The sequence below is a fragment of the Streptomyces longwoodensis genome, from assembly GCF_001514125.1.
Lineage (GTDB): Bacteria > Actinomycetota > Actinomycetes > Streptomycetales > Streptomycetaceae > Streptomyces > Streptomyces longwoodensis.
Window position 1 is genome coordinate 17574 of record NZ_KQ948559.1, and the last position, 22007, is coordinate 39580.

Below are 22007 nucleotides of genomic sequence, written 5' to 3' on the forward strand. Positions count from 1 at the left end.
GCCTACGGATCGCCACTGACATCGCCCAGCGAGTTTCGCCCGGACCCGGCTCCGACGCTGGTCCTACGACCTGCGGCTTCGGGCCGGCGGCCACGCGGGCCCCGCCCGTGCGGCGCGGCGGGTCAGCGGTCCGCGACCCGCATCTCGAACCACGTGGTCTTGCCCCGCGGCAGCAGGTCGACGCCCCAGCGGTCGGACAGCTTGTCGACGAGGAACAGGCCGCGGCCGCTGAGGTCGGTCTCCTGGACGGGCAGGAGGCAGGGCAGGGCCCGGGAGGGGTCGCGGACCTCGACGCGGATGCGGCCGCGCGGACGCCGCATGCGCAGCCCGAACGCGCGCGCCCCGGTGTGCCGTACGGCGTTGCCGACGAGTTCGGAGACGAGCAGCACGACGTCCTCGGCGGTCCTGGGGGACAGGCCCCACTGGCGCAGGACCACGACCTGGGCCAGCCGGCGGGCGCCGGCGGCGGACTCGGGGCGCGAGGGGAGCTGGACCTCGCCCTCGGTCGGGTTGCCGAACAACTCCAGTGCCTTGAGCGCCCGTTCGTCCTCGACCGCGGGCGACCAGCGTGCCGCGTCGACACGCCCGTGCCCTCGCGGCTGCCCGCCACCCTCCAGCCCCGCCATGCCCCCATCATGGCCGCCGGGTGGCCGCGGCGTGGGCGTTCCGGGGTAATCCACCCCCCGGAAGCACCCGGCCCCGGCTGACCGTCGGTCTAGAGGAACTTCGCCTTGCCGGGGCCCTCCGCCACGAAGCTGCGCATCCCGCGCTCGCGGTCCTCGGTGGCGAAGAGGCCCGCGAACCAGGTGCGCTCCACCGCGAGGCCCGTCTCGATGTCCGTCTCCAGGCCGGTGTCGACGGCCTCCTTGGCCGCCCGCAGCGCCAGCGCCGGACCCTGCGCCAGCTTCGCCGCCCACGCGTGCGCCTGCGCGTACACCTCGCCGGCCGGCACCACCCGGTCCACCAGGCCCAGCGTCAGCGCCTCGTCGGCCTTGACCATCCGGCCGGTGAAGATGAGGTCCTTGGCCCTGGACGGGCCGATCAGCCGGGCCAGCCGCTGGGTGCCGCCCGCACCCGGGATAAGGCCCAGCAGGATCTCCGGCTGGCCCAGCTTGGCGTCCTCGGCGGCGATCCGGTAGTCCGCGCACAGCGCCAGCTCGCAGCCGCCGCCCAGGGCGTACCCGGTCACGGCCGCCACCACCGGCTTGGGGATGCGGGCGACCGCCGTGAAGGAGTCCTGCAGCGCGCGGGAGCGCAGGACCATCGCGGTGTGGTCCATCACCTGCATCTCCTTGATGTCCGCGCCCGCCGCGAACACCTTCTCGCCGCCGTAGAGGACCACCGCGCGCACGTCGTCGCGGCGCGTGGCCTCCTCGGCGAGCTCCTTCAGCCGGTCCTGCGTGGCCACGTCCAGCGCGTTCATCGGCGGGCGGTCCAGGCGCAGCGTCCCGACACCCTCGGCGACTTCCAGATTCACGGTCATGGCAGCAGGTTAACGGGCACTAACGCCGGCGGGCCCGGTGCCGTGGGTCACAGCACCGGGCCCGCTGCGCGGGTCGTCCCCCGCTACTTCGTCCACTCCGCCCACGACAGGTTCCAGCCGTTGAGCCCGTTGGACGGGTCCACCGTCGGGTCGGTCGAGTTCTTCACGACCACCACGTCGCCGACCATCGAGTGGTCGAAGAACCACGCGGCCGGCACCCCGCTGTCGTAGCCGCCGCGCACGTCGCGCAGGCCGATGCAGCCGTGGCTGGCGTTGTAGTTGCCGAAGGCGTCGCCGCCCCAGTAGTTGCCGTGCACGAAGGTGCCCGAGCCGGTCAGCCGCATGGCGTGCGGCACGTCCTTGATGTCGTACTCGCCGTCGTAGCCGACGGTGTCGCCGTTCATCCGGGTCACGGTGAACTTCTCGCTGATGACCATCTGGCCGTTCCAGGTGGCGTAGCCGGGCTTGCCGGTGGTCACCTTGAGGGTCTTGACGACCTTGCCCTCCTGCATGACCTTCATCGTGTGCTTCTTGGCGTCGACCACGGACACCTGGTTGCGGCCGACGGTGAAGGACACGGTCTTGGACTGCTTGCCGTAGACGCCCTCACGGCCCTCGACGCCGTCCAGGTTCAGCTTCACCGTCACCTTGGTGCCGGCCTTCCAGTACTGCTCCGGGCGGAAGTCCAGCCGGTCGTTGCCGAACCAGTGGCCCCGGACGTCGACCGCCGGCACGGTGGTGACCTTGACGGCCTTCTCGACGTCCTCGGGGTGGGTGATGCCCCGGGTGAAGCGGATCGAGAACGGCATGCCCACGCCGACCGTGGAGCCGTCCTCCGGCGTGAAGGTGCCGATGAAGGTGTTGTCCGGCGTCAGCGTGGTGAAGGAGGAGTCCTCGGCGGCCGTGCGGCCCGCGGAGTCCTTGGCGACCGCGTGCACCTGGTACTTCGTGGCCGCGGCCAGGTGCGTGGCCGGCGCCCAGCCGGTGCCGTCGGCGGTGATCGCGCCGGCCACCGCCGCGCCCTTGTCGTCCTTGACGACGACCTCGGTGAGCTTGCCCTTGGCCGCGCCCACCTTCAGCGCGCCGCTGGTGTCCACGGAGGTGGCGCCGTCCTTCGGCGCGATGGTCACGACGGCCTCCGACTGCCCGCTCGCCGCCTGGGCGGAGGGCTTGCCCTTGCCGTCCTGGGCACCGGAACCGGCGTCCGACCCGTCGCCCCCGCCGCACGCCGTCACCGCCAGCAGCAGACCGCCGACGGCCAGTGCCAGCCGCCCCCCGCGGCGCGCGTGGGCCGACGCCCCCGATATCACGTACACGTGTTTCTCCCCTCGCCGGGCCCCCTGGGCCCGCGCCCCTGCGCGTCTCCCGCGCGCACTGGCGCATCGTAACCACAAGGTCAGGGGCGTGGACGGGCCGGGAATGTCACCGTTCCGTCCCAACTCCGATCACCGGGCGGGGGTCGTGTGCCGAAGTCGTGCGCGCGACGCGTTCGCGACGCGTTCAGCGTGTGTCGAGGGTGTGTCGGGCCTGCGTTCGGGGTCAGTTCACCGCGCTGCCCGCGACCCACTCCTCCCAGCCCATGTTCCAGCCGCCGAGTCCGTTGTCCGGCGCCACCGTCCGGTCCTCGCTGTGCACGACCTCCACGACGTCCCCGATCAGGCTCCGGTCGAAGAACCAGCCCGCCGGCGTGCGGGCGCTGCCGCCCTTGACGTCCCGCAGCCCCACGCACCCGTGGCTGACGTTGACCTTCCCGAAGGCGTACGGCGCCCAGTAGTTGCCGTGCAGGAAGGTCCCCGACTCGGTCAGCCGCATCGCGTGCGGCACGTCCGGGATGTCGTACTCGCCCTTGCCGTCGGCCTTCCTGAACCCGACCGTGGCCCCGTTCATCCGGGTCACCTCGAACATCTCAGTCACGACCATGCGTCCGTTGTACGTGGTGGTGTCCGGGGCGCCCGCCGTGATCGGCACCGTCGCCACGAGCCGTCCGTCGCGCCGCACCTGCATGGTGTGCCGGGCCGCGTCCACCAGCGACACCTGGTCGCGCCCGACGGTGAAGGAGAAGGTGCGCTGCTGGAGCCCGTACACCCCGGGCGCCCCCTCGACGTCGCGCAGCCGCAGCGCGACGGTGACCCGGGTGCCGGGCCGCCAGTAGTCCTCGGGACGGAAGTCCAGCCGGCCCCTGCCGAACCAGTGCGGGCGCACCCGCACGGCCGGCGACGCGGTGACCCGTACGGCCCGCTCGACGGCGGCCCGGTCCTCGATCTCCCGGTTGAAGCGCAGCGAGACGATCATGCCGGTGCCCACCGTCGAGCGGTCGTCCGGCGTGACGTAGGCGACGAAGCGCTCGTCGGGGACGCGCGTGGTGAACCAGGTGTGCCGGGCCGAGCGGCGGCCGTCGCCGTCCACGGCCACCGCGTCCACCGTGTAGCGGGCGGCGAGCGCGAGCCGGTCCTCCTCCGGCGCCCAGGTCAGCCCGTCCCGCGACACCCTGCCGGGCACCTCGCTCTCGCGGGCGTCCTGCACCCGGGTCACCCGCACCGACTCCAGCCGCCCGTCCGGCACCCGCACCCGCAGCCGCTGCCCGGTGCGCACGCCCCGGGCGCCGTCGTCCGGGGTGACGCGGATCGAGTCCGCGGCCGGGGGCGGCCCGCCCAGCACCCGGTCCAGACCGCTCCTGCCGTCCCCCGTGCAGCCGGTGGCCCCGGCGAGGAGTGCTGCCCCTGTCACCACGGCGGCCAGTGCGACCCCCACGCGCCGCGCGCGCCCAGTTTCGTGCCTCACGAGGAACCCAACGACGGGGTGCGCCCCGGGGAAACGTGAGTGCGACGCAACCTCTGGGCAGAACAGGGGGAGGACGACGCGACGCGGGGCCGGGCCGGGACGCCGGACCACCGTGGCCACGCCGTACCAGGAGCCGACCGAAGGGGCTGAACGGTGTCCAGCGCAGCCGAGCAGGAGGCCGTGGCGGAGGGGCGTTCCACGCCGGCCGCCGTGGTGAACGGGGACCGGCGCCGGGCCCCCGCGGTGCCGGTGTGGCCGGGAGCGTCCACGCCGCTCGGCGCCCGCTTCCGGGCCGGCCCGGACGGGGTGGCCGGCACCAACTTCGCCCTGTGGGCGGGCGGCGCCGAGGCGGTCGAGCTGTGCCTGTTCGACGAGCGGGGCCGCGAGACCCGCGCCCGGCTGACCGAGCTCACCCACGAGATCTGGCACGGCTTCGTGCCCGGCGTGATGCCCGGCCAGCGCTACGGCTACCGGGTGCACGGCCGCTGGGACCCGTGGACCGGCGCCCGCTGGAACCCGGCGAAGCTGCTCCTCGACCCGTACGCCCGCGCCGTCGACGGCGAGTTCGGCCTGCCGCCGGAGGTGTACGGGCACGTGCGCGACTGGCCCCAGCAGCAGGTCGCCGACACCGTGCGCGACGAGCGGGACTCCGCGCCGCACGTCCCCAAGGGCGTGGTCGTCCATGACGACGACGACTGGGCCGACGACCGCCGTCCCAAGACCCCGTGGGCCGACACGGTCCTGTACGAGCTGCACGTGCGCGGCTTCACCCGGCTCCACCCCGGCATACCCGAGGAGCTCCGCGGCACCTACGCCGGGCTCGCGCACCCCGCGGCGATCGAGCACCTGGTGAAGCTCGGCGTCACCGCCGTGGAGCTCCTCCCCGTCCACCAGTTCGCCCACGAGGACCACCTGCTGCGCCGCGGCCTGCGCAACTACTGGGGCTACAACTCCATCGGCTACTTCGCCCCGCACGCCGGCTACGCCTCCTCCGGGACCACCGGGCAGCAGGTCGGCGAGTTCAAGCGGATGGTGCGCGCCCTGCACGCGGCCGGCATCGAGGTCGTCCTCGACGTGGTCTACAACCACACCGCCGAGGCGGGCGAGCTGGGCCCGACCCTGTCCCTGAAGGGCATCGACAACCGGGGCTACTACCGCCTCCAGCAGGACGCCCGCCGCTACGCGGACTACACCGGCTGCGGCAACACCCTGCACGTGGTGCAGCCGCACGTGCTGCGGCTGATCACGGACTCCCTGCGCTACTGGGTCACCGAGATGGGCGTCGACGGCTTCCGCTTCGACCTCGCCGCCGCGCTGGCCCGCTCCATGCACGACGTCGACATGCTCTCCCCGTTCCTCGCGGTCATCGCCCAGGACCCGGTGCTGCGCCGGGTGAAGCTGATCGCCGAGCCCTGGGACGTCGGCTCGGGCGGCTACCAGGTGGGCGCCTTCCCGCCGCTGTGGACCGAGTGGAACGACCGCTACCGCAACGCCGTGCGCGACTTCTGGCGCCACGCTCTGCCCGACGTGCGGGAGATGGGCTACCGCCTGTCGGGCTCCAGCGACCTGTACGCCTGGGGCGGCCGGCGCCCGTACGCCTCGGTGAACTTCGTGACCGCCCACGACGGCTTCACCCTGCGCGACTTGGTGTCCTACGAGCGCAAGCACAACGAGGCCAACGGCGAGGGCAACCGCGACGGCACGGACGACAACCGCGCCTGGAACTGCGGCACCGAGGGCGAGACCGACGACGAGCGGATCCACGCGCTGCGCCGCCGCCAGCTGCGCAACCTGCTGACCACCCTGCTGCTGTCGACCGGTGTGCCCATGCTGGTCGCCGGGGACGAGCTGGGCCGCACCCAGCGCGGCAACAACAACGCCTACTGCCAGGACAACGAGATCAGCTGGGTCGACTGGAGCCTGCTGGAGGACCCCGGCTGGAAGGCGCTGTTCGACCTCACCTCCCGGCTGATCGCGCTGCGCCACCGCCACCCGGTGCTGCGCCGCCGGGCGTTCTTCTCCGGCCGCGCGCACTCCGCGGACGGCCTGCGGGACCTGGCGTGGTTCACCGCGCGGGGCACGGAGATGACCGAGGACGACTGGTACGCCCCCGCCGCCGGCCTCGGCATGTACCTCTCCGGCCGGGACATCCCGGGCCGCGACGACCGGGGCGCGACCGTCGTCGACGACAGCTTCCTCGCCGTGCTGCACGCGGGGGAGCGCCCGGCGTCGTTCGCCCTGCCGGGCCCGCCGTGGGCGGAGGAGTACGAGCTGGTCGTCGACACCTCCCGGGAGGACCAGGCGGGGGAGCCGGGCGTCACGTACCCCGCGGGGACGGCGATCACGGTGCAGGCCCGGTCGGTGCTGCTGCTGCGGGTGCGGTGAGCCGACGGGGGCTTTCCCACCGTACCGGGGGGTGAATCAGTCGATTTCACACCATTTGCCCCTTAAATGGTGCGGGTGACCCCCACCGACCGTCGTACCGCGCTGCGGGCGGGTGCCGGGCTGGTAGCCGCCGGCGCGTTCGCCCCGGCGTGCGCACCGCCCGACGCCGACCGTTCCGTGTCCACGTCACGCACGTCACCCGCCCCGCCCACGCCCGCCCCGTCCACGCCCACCGCGGCCCGCGCCCCCACCCGCGCGGCCCCCGCCCCCCGCGCCTTCCCCGGTCAGCCCGCCCAGATCGGCCACGGCCCCCGCGACCGGCCCCGCGTCGCCCTCACCTTCCACGGCCAGGGCGACCCCGCCCTCGCCCGCGCGCTGCTCACCGAGGCCGAGCGGCACGGCGCCCGGGTCACCGTCCTCGCCGTCGGCACCTGGCTGGACGAGCACCCCGAGCTCGCCCGCCGCGTCCTGGACGGCGGCCACGACCTCGGCAACCACACCCACCGCCACATCGACGTCAACGCCCTGCCCGAGGCCGCGGCCCGGGACGAGATCACCCGCTGCGCCGAGCGGCTGCGCCGGCTCACCGGCTCGATCGGCACCTGGTTCCGGCCCTCCCGCGCCGCCCGGGCCTCCCCCCTCGTCGAACGGCTGGCCCGCGCCGCCGGCTACCCGCACGTCCTGTCGTACGACGTGGACTCCCGCGACTTCACGTCCCCCGGCGGCCCCGCCGTCGCCCGGCAGGTCCTCGGCGAGGTCCGCAACGGGTCCGTGGTGAGCCTGCACTTCGGCTACCCGGACACGCTCGCCGCGCTGCCCGCCGTCCTCGATGAACTCGGCCGCCGCCACCTGCACGCGGTCACCACCACGGAGCTGCTGAGCTGATGCACGCACACCGCACACCCGCCCTGCGCCGCGCCCTGCTGGCCGGCTGCTGCCTGCTCGCCCTCGCCGCCTGCGGCACCCAGGGCGCGGACCACGGCACCGGCCACGCGGCCGGCGGGACGACCAAGGCCGCCGCCCCCGCGGGGACACCGGCCGCCACCCCGGCGGTCGCCAAGGGCCTGCCCGGAATGCCGCCCCTGCTCGACCCCCGGGACGTCTACGCGGCCGACCGGCCGGGCCGGCTCTCCCCGGTCGTCAAGGACTTCCCCTCCCGGGTCTACGTCCCCAACACCGAGTCCGACACGGTCACCGTGATCGACCCGAAGACGTACAAGGTCCTCGAGACGATCCCGGTGGGCCGCCAGCCCCAGCACGTCGTGCCGTCCTGGGACCTGAAGACCCTGTGGGTCAACAACGACCGGGGGAACACGCTCACCCCCATCGACCCCCGCACCGGCAAGGCGGGCAAGCCGGTCGACGTGCACGACCCGTACAACCTGTACTTCACGCCCGACGGCAAGTACGCCGTGGTGATGGCCTCCCTGGACCGCGAGCTCGTCTTCCGCGACGCGCACACCATGAAGCGGGTCAGGACCGAGCCGGTGACCTGTTACGGCGTCAACCACGCCGACTTCTCGGCCGACGGGCGGTACTTCATCGTCTCCTGCGAGTTCAGCGGCGAGCTGCTGAAGGTCGACACCGCGAGGATGAAGGTGGTGGGCCAGCAGAAGCTGCCGTTCAAGGGCGCCATGCCGCAGGACGTCAAGATCTCCCCGGACGGCAGGCGCTTCTACATCGCCGACATGACCGCCAACGGCGTGTGGGTCCTCGACGGCGACACGTTCGCCACGCCGTCCTTCCTGCCCACCGGCAAGGGCTGCCACGGGCTCTACGTCAGCCGGGACTCGCGCGAGATGTACATCTCCAACCGGGGCGAGGGCACCGTCTCCGTCTTCGACTTCACCCGCAACGCGCTGACCAGGAAGTGGCGGCTGCCCGACGGCGGCAGCCCCGACATGGGCGGCGTCTCCGCCGACGGCAAGGTGCTGTGGCTGTCCGGCCGGTACGACGCCGAGGTGTACGCCATCGACACCCGCACCGGCGCCCAGCTCGCCCGCATCAAGGTCGGCAGCGGCCCGCACGGCCTGGCGGTCTACCCCCAGCCCGGCCGCTACTCCCTGGGCCACACCGGCGTCTTCCGCTAGCCCCCGGCGCGCCCGGTCGTCCCGCTGTCCGGGCGCCGCAGCAGCAGTTCGGCCCCCACGGGCCGGTAGCCGGCCGACTGGAACGCCCGCAGGCTGCGGGCGTTCCCCGGCGCCACCTGCGCCCACAGCGGCTCGCCGGCCAGGTGCCGGGCGGCGGTCACCAGCAGCCGTCCGAGTCCGCGCTCCCGTACGTCCTCGTCGACCTCGACCGAGACCTCCAGCCGTCCGGCGACCCCGCGCCCGGTCACCAGCACCCCGCCGTCCGCCGTCCACGCGCGCACGTCGTCGCGCCGGCCCCGGGCGTACACGACCCGGGGGTGGTCGGCGTCCTCGATCTCCTTCAGCGCGAGCGGCGGCTCGCCCGGCAGCGGGGAGGCGACCAGCACCGCGTCGACGGTCTCGCAGCCGCGCCCGGTGCGGTCCATCAGGGCCGCCAGGAACCGCGGGTTCATCGTCGCGGCCAGCGGGTCGCAGTCCAGGCCGGCGAGCGTGTCCCGCACCCAGCGCGGGTCCTCGTCGGTGAACACGACGGAGTGCGCGGTGAAGGACAGCACCCCCGCGTCCCGGTCGGAGGGCTGCGGCAGCACCGTCGTACGGCCGTCCGCCGGCGGGAAGACGCCCCGGGCCGCCGCGTCCAGGATGTCGCCCAGGGTCCGCCCCACCACTCGCTCCTCACGTCCGTCCGCGCGGCCGCCCCGGCCGCCCGCCCAGCCTCCCAGACCCGCTCCGCGGGACGGCGGGGTCCCCGGGGCCGTTAATCTGACCTGCGGCACTACGCCAGCACGACATGACACACGCGAACAGAAGCGACAAAAGGGGCGGATCGGTGGCGGACATCGAAGCAGCGCGCAAGGAGTTCCAGCGGATCGACACGGACGGGGACGGCTTCATCACCGCCGCGGAGTTCAAGACCGCCCTCGCACAGGGCGGCGACTGGAACGTCACCGAGTCGGTCGCCGAGGCCATCATCAAGACCCGTGACCTCGACGGGGACAAGGTCCTGTCCTTCGACGAGTTCTGGACCTACCTGAACAAGTGACGCGGCGGTCAGGGGCCGTCCGGACCGGGTCCGGACGGCCCTTGACGCGTTGCCGGGGCGGGTGCGGACCCGCTCGCGCGGCAGCCCGCCGGCTGCCCGGCGCGTCGTCACCCGTTCACCGCGTCCGCGGAATACCTCGCCCGTCCCCCGGGTTGAGCCCCACCAGGAAGATGCACGTGCAAGCAACCTGGAAGGGTCCGGCATGAAGATCGGCATCATCGGTGCGGGCAACATCGGCGGCAACCTCACCCGGCGGCTCACCGCCCTCGGCCACGACGTCTCGGTGGCCAACTCCCGCGGCCCGCACACGCTCACGGAGCTGGCCGAGGAGACCGGCGCGACCCCGGTCAGGGTCGAGGAGGCGGCCCGCGGGGCGGAGGTCGTGGTGGTCACGGTCCCGCTGAAGGCGGTGCCCGACCTGCCCAAGGGGCTGTTCGACGAGGCGGCCGAGGACGTCGCCGTCATCGACACCGGCAACTACTACCCGCAGCAGCGCGACGGCCGGATCGCCGGCATCGAGGACGAGGGCCTCACCGAGAGCCGCTGGACCGAGCGCCACCTCGGCCACCCGGTCGTCAAGGCGTTCAACGGCACCTACGCCCAGGACATCCTGGACCGCCACCGCCCGGCCGGGGCCCCCGACCGCGTCGCCCTGCCCGTGGCCGGCGACGACGAGGCCGCCAAGGCGAAAGTCCGGGCGCTGATCGACGAACTCGGCTTCGACACCGTCGACGCCGGCGGCCTCGACGACTCCTGGCGCCAGCAGCCCGACACCCCGGTGTACGGCCTGCGCGCCGGTGTGGCCGACGTGCGGAAGGCGCTGGACGAGGCGAGCCCGGAGCGCCCGGCGGCCTTCCGCGGCTGAACCGCCCCTGACGTGTGTGAACGGCCCGTCGGACACCCCGCGCCGGGGTGCCCGGCGGACCGCGCCCGTGCGTCGGGCCCCGCCGGCCGGCTCAGGCGCTCCCGGCCCAGGACAGCAGGGCCGCCTTGCTCGCGAACTGCGCGACGTCCTTGTCCACCGGGTCGTCCGTGTACTGGTGGAAGCGCCACGCGGCCTTGATCCGGGGCTTGCCGGCGCTCACGTAGTCGGCGATCCAGAGGCCGTCACCGGCGTACGAGCTGGTGTCGACGTTCAGCCAGAAGTTCCGGTTGCAGTAGAGCAGGACCCTGTTGTCCGGCCGGAGTTCCTTCAGCCTGCGCAGGAAGCGGTCCTTCTCGGCGGTGGAGGCGTGGGTGCCCTCGCCGGTCGTCTCCCAGTCGACCGCGAGGAGGTCACCGGGCCGGTCGGGGGCCTTGGACAGGAAGTACTCCGCCTGCGCGGTCAGGTTCCCCGGCCACAGGAAGTGGTAGAACCCGACCACAAGGCCGGCGTCCCGGCCCCGCTTGACCTGCGCGGCGAGCCGGGGATTGGTGTAGCTGCGCCCCTCGGTCGCCTTGACGAAGACGAAGGAGAGGCCGTCGGTGGCGTAGGAGGCGGACTGGTACGCGCTGACGTCGATGCCACGGAGCATGGGGAGAGCTCCTCAAGGGTGAGTGGGGCAAGGGGAGTTGTCGATGCCCCGCTGATGCCCCGCCCCGGCGCGCACGACTCCTAGGGGGTGTCTTGCCGATCAGGCCGGGCTCAGCACTCGATGATGTTCACCGCCAGCCCGCCCCGGGCCGTCTCCTTGTACTTGACGCTCATGTCCGCGCCCGTGTCCTTCATCGTCTTGATGACCTTGTCCAGGGACACCTTGTGGGAGCCGTCGCCGCGCATCGCCATACGGGCCGCCGTGACCGCCTTGACCGCGGCCATGCCGTTGCGCTCGATGCACGGGATCTGGACGAGGCCGCCGACCGGGTCGCAGGTGAGGCCGAGGTTGTGCTCCATGCCGATCTCGGCCGCGTTCTCGACCTGCTCGGGGGTGCCGCCCAGCACCTCTGCCAGGGCGCCCGCCGCCATCGAGCAGGCCGAGCCGACCTCGCCCTGGCAGCCGACCTCGGCGCCGGAGATGGAGGCGTTCTCCTTGAAGAGCATGCCGATCGCGCCCGCGGCGAGCAGGAAGCGGACCACGCCGTCCTCGTCGGCGCCGGGCACGAAGTCGAGGTAGTAGTGCAGGACCGCCGGGATGATGCCCGCCGCGCCGTTGGTCGGGGCGGTCACCACACGGCCGCCCGCCGCGTTCTCCTCGTTCACCGCCATCGCGTAGAGCGTGATCCACTCCATGGCGTGGGCCAGCGGCTCGCCCTCGGCGCGCAGCTGCCGCGCGGTCATGGCGGCCCGGCGGCGGACCTTCAGGCCGCCCGGCAGGATGCCCTCGCGGCTCATCCCGCGCGCCACGCACTCGCGCATGACCCGCCAGATCTCCAGCAGGCCGGCGCGGATCTCGTCCTCGGTGCGCCAGGCCCGCTCGTTCTCCAGCATCAGCGAGGAGATCGACAGGCCGGTCTCCTTCGTCAGCCGCAGCAGCTCGTCGCCGGTGCGGAAGGGGTACTTCAGCACCGTGTCGTCCAGCTTGATCCGGTCCTCGCCGACCGCGTCCTCGTCGACGACGAACCCGCCGCCCACCGAGTAGTACGTCTTGGTCAGCAGCTCGGTGCCGTCGGCGTCGTGCGCCCACACGGTCATGCCGTTGGCGTGGTAGGGCAGCGCCTTGCGGCGGTGCAGGACCAGGTCGTCGTCGAAGGCGAACGGGATCTCGTGCTCGCCGAGCAGCCGCAGCCGTCCGGTCTCCCGTATCGCGGCGACCCGCTCGTCGGCCGCCTCCACGTCCACCGTGCGCGGGGAGTCGCCCTCCAGGCCCAGCAGCACCGCCTTCGGGGTGCCGTGGCCGTGGCCGGTAGCGCCCAGCGAGCCGTACAGCTCGCAGCGCACCGACGCGACGGAGGGCAGCAGCCCCTCGTTGCGCAGGCGGCGCGCGAACATGCGCGCGGCGCGCATCGGGCCGACCGTGTGGGAGCTGGACGGGCCGATGCCGATCGAGAACAGGTCGAAGACCGAGATGGCCACGGGTGACTCCTCCATGCGGGGGTGGTGCGAGATGCCTGCCGGGTGCCCCGCCCTCTCACGAGTGTGCGGGGCGCCCGGCGAAAACGGGAACTACTGGCCCAGAGCGGGGTACAGCGGGTGCTTCTCGGCCAGGGCCGCGACCCGGGCCTTGAGGGCCTCGGCGTCGTACGACGGCTTGAGCGCCTCGGCGATGACGTCGGCGACCTCGGCGAAGTCCTCGGCGGTGAAGCCGCGGGTGGCGAGGGCGGGCGTGCCGATGCGCAGGCCCGAGGTGACCATCGGGGGCCGCGGGTCGTTCGGGACGGCGTTGCGGTTGACCGTGATGCCGACCTCGTGGAGACGGTCCTCGGCCTGCTGCCCGTCCAGCTCGGACTCCCGCAGGTCGACCAGCAGCAGGTGCACGTCGGTGCCGCCGGACAGGACGTTCACCCCGGCCTCCCGGGCGTCCGCCGCGGTCAGCCGCTCGGCGAGGATGCGGGCGCCCTCCACCGTACGGCGCTGGCGCTCCTTGAAGTCCTCGGAGGCGGCGACCTTGAAGGAGACTGCCTTCGCCGCGATCACGTGCTCCAGCGGACCGCCCTGGAAGCCGGGGAAGACCGAGGAGTTGAGCTTCTTGGCGAAGTCCGTGCCGCGGGCCAGGATGATGCCGCCGCGCGGACCGCCGAGCGTCTTGTGGGTGGTCGAGGTGACCACGTCGGCGTACGGCACGGGGTTGGCGTGCAGCCCCGCCGCCACCAGGCCGGCGAAGTGGGCCATGTCCACCCACAGGTACGCCTCGACCTCGTCGGCGATCCGGCGGAACTCCGCGAAGTCCAGCTCGCGGGGGTACGCCGACCAGCCGGCGATGATCACCTTCGGGCGGTGCTCCTTGGCGAGCCGCTCGACCTCGGCCATGTCGACCAGGCCGGACGCGTCGTCCACGTGGTAGGCGACCACGTTGAACTGCTTGCCGGAGAAGTTCAGCCGCATCCCGTGGGTGAGGTGGCCGCCGTGGGCGAGGTCCAGGCCGAGGATGGTGTCCCCGGGCTGGGCCAGCGCGAACAGGGCCGCCTGGTTGGCGGAGGCGCCGGAGTGGGGCTGGACGTTGGCGTAGGCGGCGCCGAACAGGTCCTTGACCCGGTCGATGGCGATCTGCTCGGCCACGTCGACGTGCTCGCAGCCGCCGTAGTAGCGGCGGCCGGGGTAGCCCTCGGCGTACTTGTTGGTGAGCACCGAGCCCTGGGCCTCCATCACCGCGAGCGGCGCGAAGTTCTCCGAGGCGATCATCTCCAGCGTGGACTGCTGGCGGCGCAGCTCGGCGTCGACCGCGGCGGCGATCTCCGGGTCGAGCTCGTGCAGGGGCGTGTTCAGAACAGACATGCGGGATCCTCAGCCGGCGGTGTAGGCGGTGTACTCGTCGGCGGACAGCAGGTCGGCCGGCTCGTCCGTGACACGTACCTTGAACAGCCAACCGCCCTCGAACGGGGCGGAGTTGACCAGCGCCGGGTCGTCCACGACGTCCTGGTTGACCGCGGTGATCTCACCGGAGACGGGCGCGTACAGCTCGCTGACCGACTTGGTGGACTCCAGTTCGCCGCAGGACTCGCCCGCGGTCACCGTGTCACCGACCTCGGGGAGCTGGACGAAGACCACGTCGCCGAGCGCGTTGGCCGCGTGCTCCGTGATGCCGACCGTCGACACGCCGTCCTCGGCGGCCGACAGCCACTCGTGCTCCTTGCTGTAGCGCAGCTGCTGGGGGTTGCTCATGGCCTGAATTCTCCTGTACGCGGGGGAGTGCTGGTGAAGGGGGGACGGCCGGCGGCACGCGTGACCTGCGGACCTGTGTCCGAGGTCACGCCCGGGCGCCGGGGTGCGGGCACGGGGACGCGAGCGCCGACGCCACCGCGGCCGCGGGCCCACGGGCGCCTGCGGCACCCGGACCGACGGACCACGGGCGCGTCGCCGCGCGCCCAGTGTCTACTTCCGGCGCTTGTAGAACGGCAGCGCCACGACCTCGTACGGCTCGTGGCTGCCCCGGATGTCGACACCGACACCCGCCGTGCCGGGCGCGGCGTGCGCCGCGTCGACGTAGGCCATGGCGATCGGCTTGCCCAGCGTGGGCGAGGGCGCGCCCGAGGTGACCTCGCCGATCACCGCGCCGTCCGCGACCACCGCGAACCCGGCGCGCGGCACGCGGCGGCCCTCGGCGACCAGGCCGACCAGGACGCGCGGCGGGCTTGACTCGGCGCGCGCGGCGGCCTCGGTGAGCGCCTCGCGGCCCACGAAGTCGCCCTCCTTGTCGAACTTCACCACCCGGCCGAGCCCGGCGTCGAAGGGGGTCAGCCCCGCGGTCAGCTCGTGCCCGTACAGCGGCATGCCCGCCTCCAGGCGCAGGGTGTCCCGGCAGGACAGGCCGCAGGGCACCAGGCCGGCGCCCTCGCCCGCCTTGGTGAGCGCCTGCCACAGCTCCACGGCGTGCTCCGGCTTCACGAACAGCTCGAAGCCGTCCTCGCCGGTGTAGCCGGTGCGGGCGATCAGGGCGGGCACCCCGGCGACGGTGCCGGGCAGGCCGGCGTAGTACTTCAGGCCGTCGAGGTCGGCGTCGGTGAGCGCGGCGAGGATGCCGGGCGACTGAGGCCCCTGGACGGCGAGCAGCGCGTAGGCGTCGCGGTCGTCGCGCACCTCGGCGTCGAAGCCGGCCGCCCGCTCGGTCAGCGCGTCCAGCACGACCTGAGCGTTGGAGGCGTTGGCGACGACCAGGTACTCGGTCTCGGCGAGCCGGTAGACGATCAGGTCGTCCAGGATGCCGCCGTCGGCCTGGCAGATCATGGTGTAGCGGGCGCGGCCGACGCCCACGGAGGCGATGTTGCCGACCAGGGCGAAGTTCAGCAGGGCCGCGGCCTGCGGGCCGGTCACAGCGATCTCGCCCATGTGGGAGAGGTCGAACAGGCCCGCCCGGGTCCGCACGGCGAGGTGTTCCTCGCGCTCGGAGCCGTAGCGCAGGGGCATGTCCCAGCCGGCGAAGTCGGTCATCGTCGCGCCGAGGGCACGGTGCACGGCGTCGAGCGCGGTACGACGGGGTTCGGTACTGCTCATCGGTCGGTCGTCTCCCAGGGCATACGGGACGGGGGCGAGGAACGGTCCTCCCCATCTGTCATCGGAACCTGAGAGGTTCGCCGTGATCCCCGCAGGGAGTGGTCACGGCTTGCACCTTGGGTGGGGCCGCCGGGGCGGCCCGCTTTTCAGATGTGCCTCGCCCGCGCGGTAACGGGGCCTGAGAGATTCAAGGGAGGGACTTGCTCCTTCGGCGCCCCGGGCGGTCCAGAGGGGACCCGGGGACTCTCCCGCGCGGATTCAAACGGCCGGTATGCAGTTGGCGGGCTCATCATTGCACGCCGGGGCGGCGGGCGGCAGGCCGGATCTGTAACCGGCTTGTGGCGGTACGCGCATACCGCGGTGAGCCACCGGGCATTACCTTCTCTTTACGCAGGACGGGGAGGGGACCGACACCCGGCCCCAGGGGAGGACGATCACGGTGGACAGGACCACGGCGTACGCGAGCACCCCGGCGGTCGCGCTGCCCGCGCAGGGCACCGCACCGTCCCGGACGTCCCGGGCCGAGGGGCGCCGCCTCCCGGTGGTGCGGGACCTGCGCGACCGGGCCGGCCGCGGGCCGCGCGCCCTGCTCTTCGGGCCGCGCGACCTGGTCGTGATCACCGGGCTGCCGGGCAGCGGCAAGTCCACGCTGATGCGGCGCGCGGCCGGCGGCCGGGGCGTCGACTCCCAGGACACCCGCGACCGCTGGGACGCGCGCCTCGGCGGCGTCCTGCCGTACGCCGTCTACCGCCCCCTGGTGCGCCTGTCCCACTACGCCGGGCTGCGGCGCGCGGTGCGCTCCGGCGAGGGCCTCGTGGTGCACGACTGCGGGACGCAGAGCTGGGTGCGCGCCTGGCTGGGCCGGGCCGCCCGCCGCCGGGGCGGCGCGCTGCACCTGCTGCTGCTCGACGTACCGCCCGGCACCGCGCTGGAGGGCCAGCGCGAGCGCGGCCGGGGCGTCTCGCGCTACGCCTTCTCGCGCCACCGCCGGGCGGCCGCCCGGCTGCTGCGCGCGGTGGAGCGGGGCGCCCTGCCCGACGGCTGCGCCTCGGCGGTCCTCCTGGACCGGGCCGCGGCGGACGCCCTGACCCGGATCGGCTTCACCGGCTGAGGGCCCGGGCGCCGCCCCGGCCGGGCCTCCCGGCCCCGGACGGCCACCCGCTAGCCTTTCCAGCCACAGCAGAGCAAGCCCAGCAGGCGGTAGGCAGATCATGGACTTCCCGGCGGACGTGCCCGCACCCTTCCCGGCCCGGCCCCACCCCCAGCCCCACGGCGGCTGGCCCGGCAACGAGCTGGAGGAGGTGCTCTCCGCCTCGCTCGGTGTGCCGGGCGCGGGCGGGCGCATCGTGGAGGTGCTCGGCCGCAGCTTCGTCTGGGTGCCGCTGCCCAACGGCGGCGGCCCGCACAGCGGCCCCCTCGACCTGCCCACGCTGGAGCTGGACGGCCAGGCGTACGTGCCGGTGTTCAGCTCCGAGGAGCAGTTCCGCCAGGTCGTCGGCGCGCACATGGCGTACGCCATCGCCCCGGCCGTGGAGTTCGCCCGGGGCCTGCCCCCGCAGGTGGGCATCGCGGTCAACCCGGACGGTGTGGTGGGGGTCCCGCTGCCGCCGCCGGCGGTGGCCGAGCTGTGCCGGGCGGGCCGCACGCCGCTGGACGGGTTCGCGAGCGGCGGGCGGGTGCGGCTCTTCGAACCGGACTGGCAGGACGACCCGGTGGACTTCCTGTCCGCGGCGTCGGCCGAGTTCGCCGCCACCGGCCTCGTGCTGACGGCCCGCCGGTGCCTGGCCGCCATCGAGACCGCCGACCCCGTGCTGTTCGTCGGCGTCGAACTCTCCGCGTGGGACGGCGACCTGCGCGCCGTGCCCCAGGACGCCCTCGGCCGCGCACTGGGCCGGGTCCCGGTGCCGTGGCCGGTGAACCTGATCCTGCTGGACGTCACCCAGGACCCGGTGGGCGACTGGATGAAGGCCCAGGTGCGCCCGTTCTACACGGCCGGGACCTGACCGCGGGCGGCGCCGGCGCACCCCCCGGCACCGCACAAGTCGCCCCTCGGGAGGCGGCCGTGGCGGGCGCCGCCACTTAAGCTGTTCCCCTATACGAGTCCTCAGCGAAGGGGCGGTAACAGGTGAGCGCGAGCGGCACGGCCGCGACCGGCCAGGTCGAGCACATGCTGCGCCAGGTCACGCCCGGGCGTTACGACGCCTACGAGGCGCTGCTCCGCGCCCTCGCCACCCCGTCCACCGGCCAGGTCTGGATGCTGCTCTGGCGCGGCCAGGCGGGCTCCCCGGACGCGCAGTACGGCGCGATGGAGGTCGACGGCCACGGGTACGCCCCGTGCGTGACCTCGGCCCAGGAGCTGTCGGCCAGCGGCTGGAACCGGTCGTACGAGGTGATCGACGCTCTCGAGGCGGCCCGCGCCCTGTACCCGGACCACCTCGGGCTCTGGCTGAATCCGCACGCCCCGGGCGGCGGCGTCGGCATCCCCTGGCTCGACCTGCGGCGGATCGCGACCGGCCTGGAGCGCCAGCCGGCGGGCCCGCTGCGGCTGGCGGAGCCGGCCGTGGAGATCCCGCAGTTCTACGCCCTGCTCGCGCAGAACGCGCACCGCACCCCCGCCGTACGCACCCTGCGCCGCGCGTGGGTGCAGCCGGCCCTCGGCGCGCCGTACCTCGCCATCGGCCTGGACGTGTACGACGCCGGCCCGGCGTCCGTGGACGCGGTGCGCGCGATGATGCAGCGGTCCGTCGGCGCCGTGCCCGACGGGCTGCCGGTGTCGACGGTGACGATGACCGACGACCACGACCCGGTCGTGCTGTGGATGCGGGCGCAGGCGCGGCCGTTCTACGACCGCGAGGCGCACGCCCCGGCGGTCCCCGCGGCGCCCGCCCAGGCGCCGGCGGCGGGCTACGGGTACCCCCCGCCCGCACGGTACTGAGCGGCGGCGACCGGATGACCTTACCCCTCACCGACCTTCATCCAGCCATTGAGGGTCTGCGCGCGTAGAGTGGGGCGGTTGCTTCCGTTTGCGTCGCAAGTGTCCGAATTTGCACGCGTCCGGGTGGCGTTACCCACCGTCCGGATAACGGAATACATCAGCGCGTATCACGTTTACGCATCCTTTCACCGCCAAGTCTGGCTACAGATCGCCAAAGCGTTGAAGACTCCCGCTCCAGGGGTGTTCGCCCCTGTGTACGACGGACTGATCACGCCGCTACAGCGGCAAGTGCGGGCCGGCCACCGCCGGTTGAGAGGGGTCCCTGCCAGATGACGGCACCATTGCACGAGCCGACCGCGGAAGCGGCCCCGAGCGCGGCCGAGGAAGCGGCGGTCGCCAGCGCCGACGCGAAGGCCGTACAGGGACGCTCCTTGGGCCGGATCGCCTGGGAGCGCCTGAAGCGGGACAAGCTGGCCCTGACGGGCGGTGCCGTGGTGCTCCTGCTCATCGCGCTGGCCCTGCTCGCCCCGGTGATCACCAGCCTGCTGGGCCAGGACCCGAACGAGTACCACGAGAACCTGATCGACCCCCTGTTCGGTACGCCCACCGGTTCGCTCGGCGGTGTCAGCGGTGACCACCTGCTCGGTGTCGAGCCGGTCAACGGCCGCGACATCTTCGCCCGCATCCTCTACGGTGCCCGGATCTCCCTGCTGGTGGGCTTCCTGTCCGCCCTCGTCGCCGTCGTCCTCGGCACGATCCTCGGCATCCTCGCCGGCTTCTTCGGCGGCTGGGTCGACTCCCTGATCAGCCGCGTGATGGACGGTCTGCTGGCCTTCCCCCAGCTGCTCTTCATCATCGCCCTGGTGTCCGTGATGCCGAACGAGATGCTGGGTCTGACCGGCACGGGCGTGCGCGTCTTCGTGATGATCCTGGTCATCGGCTTCTTCGGCTGGCCGTACATCGGCCGCGTGGTGCGCGGCCAGACGCTCTCGATGCGTGAGCGCGAGTACGTCGAGGCCGCCCGGTCGCTCGGCGCCGGCCGCCTCTACATCCTGTTCAAGGAACTGCTGCCCAACCTGGTCGCCCCGATCATCGTGTACACGACGATGATGATCCCGACCAACATCCTCACCGAGGCGGCGCTGAGCTTCCTGGGCGTGGGCGTCAAGCCGCCCACCGCGTCCTGGGGCCAGATGCTCTCCAGCGCGCTGGACTACTACGACTCGGACCCGATGTACATGGTGGTCCCCGGCGTGGCGATCTTCATCACCGTTCTGGCCTTCAACCTCTTCGGCGACGGCGTGCGGGACGCGCTGGACCCGAAGGGCTCCCGCTGAGCCGGCGGACCTGCAACGTCCCGTGGCACCTGACACGGGGTCTCTCATCAAATCCGGAGGATCCGAGATCGTGACTACCCAACGCACCTCAGGGCGGCGTAAGCAGGCCTTGGCCGCTGCGGCCGCGGTCGCAGCGCTGCTGACCACGGCGGCGTGCGGCGGCGGTGGCGACGACGACGGCGGTTCGAAGAACGGCGCCGCCGGCTTCGACGCCGCGAACAACAAGGTCGCCCAGGCCTCCGCGGTCAAGAAGGGCGGGACCCTGAAGTTCGGTGGCGCCCAGGACGCCGACTCGTGGGACACCACGCGTGGTTACTACGGCTTCATGTGGAACTTCGCCCGCTACTACAGCCGTCAGCTCGTGACGGGCAAGACGGAGCCGGGCAAGGGCGGCGCCCAGCTCACTCCGGACCTCGCCACCGGCCTCGCCAAGGTCACCGACGCCGGCAAGACCTACACGTACACCCTGCGTGACGGGGTGACGTGGGAGGACGGCAAGCCGATCACGTCGAAGGACGTCAAGTACGGCATCGAGCGCGTGTGGGCCCAGGACGTGCTGTCCGGCGGTCCGACGTACCTCAAGGAGGTGCTCGACCCCAAGGGTGAGTACAAGGGCCCGTACAAGGACACCTCCGCCGACAAGCTCGGCCTGAAGGCGATCGACACCCCGGACGACAAGACCATCGTCTTCCACCTCCCGCAGGCCAACTCCGACTTCGAGGAGATCCTGGCCCTGGTCTCGGCCTCCCCGGTCCGCCAGGACAAGGACACCAAGTCGAAGTACGGCCTGAAGCCGTTCTCCTCCGGCCCGTACAAGTTCGAGTCGTACAGCCCGGGCAAGAGCCTGACGCTGACCCGCAACGCGAGCTGGAAGCAGGCCTCGGACCCGGTCCGCAAGGCCTACCCGGACAAGATCACCGTCACGTTCTTCTCGAACGCCAACGAGCTGGACCAGCGCCTGCTCAACGGTGACCTGGACCTGGACATCAACCAGACCGGCATGTCGCCGCAGGGCCGCACCACCGCCCTGAAGCAGCACAAGGCCAACCTGGACAACCCGGTCTCCGGCTACGTCCGTTACGCGGTCTTCCCGCAGAGCGTGAAGCCGTTCGACAACGAGCACTGCCGCAAGGCCGTGATCTACGGCGCCGACCACGTCTCGCTGCAGACCGCCCGCGGTGGCCCCGTCGCCGGTGGCGACATCGGCACCAACATGCTCCCGCCGTCCGTCCCGGGCGCCGAGGGCCAGAAGTACGACCCGTACGAGCTCAACGGTGCCAACAAGACGGGCAACGTCGCCAAGGCCAAGGAAGAGCTCAAGGCCTGCGGCCAGCCCAACGGCTTCAGCACCACGATCGCGGTCCGCAACAACAAGCCGGTCGAGGTCGCCACGGCCCAGTCGCTCCAGGCGTCGCTGAAGAAGGTCGGCATCAACGCCCAGATCGACCAGTACGACGGCTCCCAGACCGCCGGCATCATCGGCAGCCCTTCGAACGTGAAGAAGAAGGGCTACGGCATCATCATCATGGGCTGGGGTCCGGACTTCCCGACCGTCCAGGGCTTCGGTCTGCCGCTGTGGGACAGCAAGTACATCCTGCAGAGCGGTAACAACAACTACGCGCTGATCAACGACAAGGCGATCGACGGTCTCTTCTCCCAGTACGTCACCACGCTGGACGACGCGGGCAAGGAGAAGATCGCCACGGAGATCAACCACAAGGTCATGGAGGGCGGTTACTACCTGCCCTTCGTCTTCGAGAAGTTCATCAACTGGCGCTCGGACCGACTGGCGAACGTGTACACGTCCGACAACTACAGCGGCATGTACGACTTCGTGAACCTCGGTCTGAAGTCCGCCTCCTGACAACCGGCACACCCGCCGAACGGCAC

20 protein-coding genes and 2 riboswitches are annotated in these 22007 nt (G+C 72.6%); of the genes, 10 read left to right on the plus strand and 10 right to left on the minus strand.

What is annotated here, in order from left to right:
* Positions 1 to 122: 122 nt before the first annotated feature.
* From AQJ30_RS26000 to AQJ30_RS26015, 4 genes are all read right to left on the minus strand, one after another.
* Positions 123 to 626, minus strand: a complete 504-nt coding sequence (locus AQJ30_RS26000) for an ATP-binding protein (protein ID WP_067238750.1) — start codon at positions 624 to 626, stop codon at positions 123 to 125.
* Between the two features lie 89 nt (positions 627 to 715).
* The gene (locus tag AQJ30_RS26005; RefSeq protein WP_067238752.1) at positions 716 to 1483 is read right to left on the minus strand and encodes an enoyl-CoA hydratase/isomerase family protein; all 768 of its coding nucleotides are present in this window, start codon (positions 1481 to 1483) and stop codon (positions 716 to 718) included.
* A gap of 83 nt (positions 1484 to 1566) precedes the next feature.
* On the minus strand, positions 1567 to 2799 hold the full coding sequence (locus AQJ30_RS26010) for a L,D-transpeptidase (RefSeq protein ID WP_107119707.1): 1233 nt from the start codon (positions 2797 to 2799) through the stop codon (positions 1567 to 1569).
* Positions 2800 to 3022: 223 nt separating this feature from the next.
* Positions 3023 to 4264, minus strand: a complete 1242-nt coding sequence (locus AQJ30_RS26015; RefSeq protein ID WP_067238755.1) for a L,D-transpeptidase — start codon at positions 4262 to 4264, stop codon at positions 3023 to 3025.
* A 153-nt stretch (positions 4265 to 4417) separates the two neighbouring features.
* Here AQJ30_RS26015 and glgX point away from each other — a divergent pair, with 153 nt between their 5' ends.
* The 3 genes from glgX (at position 4418) to AQJ30_RS26030 (ending at position 8739) form a co-directional block, all read left to right on the plus strand.
* A complete protein-coding gene (gene glgX, locus AQJ30_RS26020) occupies positions 4418 to 6649 on the plus strand; it encodes a glycogen debranching protein GlgX (protein WP_067238757.1) in 2232 nt (743 codons plus the stop codon).
* Between the two features lie 75 nt (positions 6650 to 6724).
* Positions 6725 to 7534: a polysaccharide deacetylase family protein gene (locus AQJ30_RS26025; protein ID WP_245727134.1), complete on the plus strand. Its 810-nt coding sequence runs from the start codon at positions 6725 to 6727 to the stop codon at positions 7532 to 7534.
* Entirely contained in the window at positions 7534 to 8739 is a 1206-nt protein-coding gene (locus AQJ30_RS26030; protein WP_067238761.1) for a YncE family protein, read from the plus strand. The genes AQJ30_RS26025 and AQJ30_RS26030 overlap by 1 nt, the downstream gene beginning before the upstream one ends.
* On the opposite strand, the gene AQJ30_RS26035 is transcribed toward AQJ30_RS26030, so the two are convergent.
* Positions 8736 to 9401: a GNAT family N-acetyltransferase gene (locus tag AQJ30_RS26035; RefSeq protein ID WP_067238763.1), complete on the minus strand. Its 666-nt coding sequence runs from the start codon at positions 9399 to 9401 to the stop codon at positions 8736 to 8738. The two genes, AQJ30_RS26030 and AQJ30_RS26035, sit on opposite strands and share 4 nt — an antisense overlap.
* 164 nt (positions 9402 to 9565) lie before the next feature.
* Here AQJ30_RS26035 and AQJ30_RS26040 point away from each other — a divergent pair, with 164 nt between their 5' ends.
* Positions 9566 to 9778 (plus strand): EF-hand domain-containing protein, encoded by a 213-nt coding sequence (locus AQJ30_RS26040; RefSeq protein ID WP_067238765.1) that lies wholly within the window; start codon positions 9566 to 9568, stop codon positions 9776 to 9778.
* Between the two features lie 61 nt (positions 9779 to 9839).
* Complete coding sequence (locus AQJ30_RS26045) at positions 9840 to 10643, plus strand: NADPH-dependent F420 reductase (protein ID WP_342671638.1); 804 nt, start codon at positions 9840 to 9842, stop codon at positions 10641 to 10643.
* A 91-nt stretch (positions 10644 to 10734) separates the two neighbouring features.
* On the opposite strand, the gene AQJ30_RS26050 is transcribed toward AQJ30_RS26045, so the two are convergent.
* The 5 genes from AQJ30_RS26050 to gcvT form a co-directional block, all read right to left on the minus strand.
* On the minus strand, positions 10735 to 11292 hold the full coding sequence (locus AQJ30_RS26050; RefSeq protein ID WP_067238771.1) for a glycoside hydrolase family 25 protein: 558 nt from the start codon (positions 11290 to 11292) through the stop codon (positions 10735 to 10737).
* Positions 11293 to 11402: 110 nt separating this feature from the next.
* Positions 11403 to 12770 (minus strand): L-serine ammonia-lyase, encoded by a 1368-nt coding sequence (locus tag AQJ30_RS26055; protein WP_067238773.1) that lies wholly within the window; start codon positions 12768 to 12770, stop codon positions 11403 to 11405.
* A 90-nt stretch (positions 12771 to 12860) separates the two neighbouring features.
* The gene (glyA, locus tag AQJ30_RS26060; protein ID WP_067238775.1) at positions 12861 to 14129 is read right to left on the minus strand and encodes a serine hydroxymethyltransferase; all 1269 of its coding nucleotides are present in this window, start codon (positions 14127 to 14129) and stop codon (positions 12861 to 12863) included.
* Between the two features lie 9 nt (positions 14130 to 14138).
* The gene (gene gcvH / locus AQJ30_RS26065; protein ID WP_067238777.1) at positions 14139 to 14516 is read right to left on the minus strand and encodes a glycine cleavage system protein GcvH; all 378 of its coding nucleotides are present in this window, start codon (positions 14514 to 14516) and stop codon (positions 14139 to 14141) included.
* 210 nt (positions 14517 to 14726) lie between these two features.
* Positions 14727 to 15845, minus strand: coding sequence for a glycine cleavage system aminomethyltransferase GcvT (gene gcvT, locus AQJ30_RS26070; RefSeq protein ID WP_067238780.1), 1119 nt, complete (start codon positions 15843 to 15845; stop codon positions 14727 to 14729).
* 45 nt (positions 15846 to 15890) lie between these two features.
* A riboswitch (glycine riboswitch) is annotated at positions 15891 to 16001 on the minus strand.
* Positions 16002 to 16106: riboswitch (glycine riboswitch) on the minus strand.
* Between the two features lie 172 nt (positions 16107 to 16278).
* Here gcvT and AQJ30_RS26075 point away from each other — a divergent pair.
* The 5 genes from AQJ30_RS26075 (at position 16279) to AQJ30_RS26095 (ending at position 21981) form a co-directional block, all read left to right on the plus strand.
* Positions 16279 to 16956, plus strand: coding sequence for an AAA family ATPase (locus AQJ30_RS26075; protein WP_079084315.1), 678 nt, complete (start codon positions 16279 to 16281; stop codon positions 16954 to 16956).
* 100 nt (positions 16957 to 17056) lie between these two features.
* A complete protein-coding gene (locus AQJ30_RS26080; protein ID WP_067238784.1) occupies positions 17057 to 17848 on the plus strand; it encodes an enhanced serine sensitivity protein SseB in 792 nt (263 codons plus the stop codon).
* A gap of 122 nt (positions 17849 to 17970) precedes the next feature.
* Positions 17971 to 18780, plus strand: a complete 810-nt coding sequence (locus AQJ30_RS26085; protein WP_067238787.1) for an enhanced serine sensitivity protein SseB C-terminal domain-containing protein — start codon at positions 17971 to 17973, stop codon at positions 18778 to 18780.
* A 329-nt stretch (positions 18781 to 19109) separates the two neighbouring features.
* On the plus strand, positions 19110 to 20117 hold the full coding sequence (locus tag AQJ30_RS26090; protein ID WP_067238789.1) for an ABC transporter permease: 1008 nt from the start codon (positions 19110 to 19112) through the stop codon (positions 20115 to 20117).
* Positions 20118 to 20187: 70 nt separating this feature from the next.
* Positions 20188 to 21981, plus strand: a complete 1794-nt coding sequence (locus AQJ30_RS26095; RefSeq protein WP_067238791.1) for an ABC transporter substrate-binding protein — start codon at positions 20188 to 20190, stop codon at positions 21979 to 21981.
* Positions 21982 to 22007 lie beyond the last annotated feature (26 nt).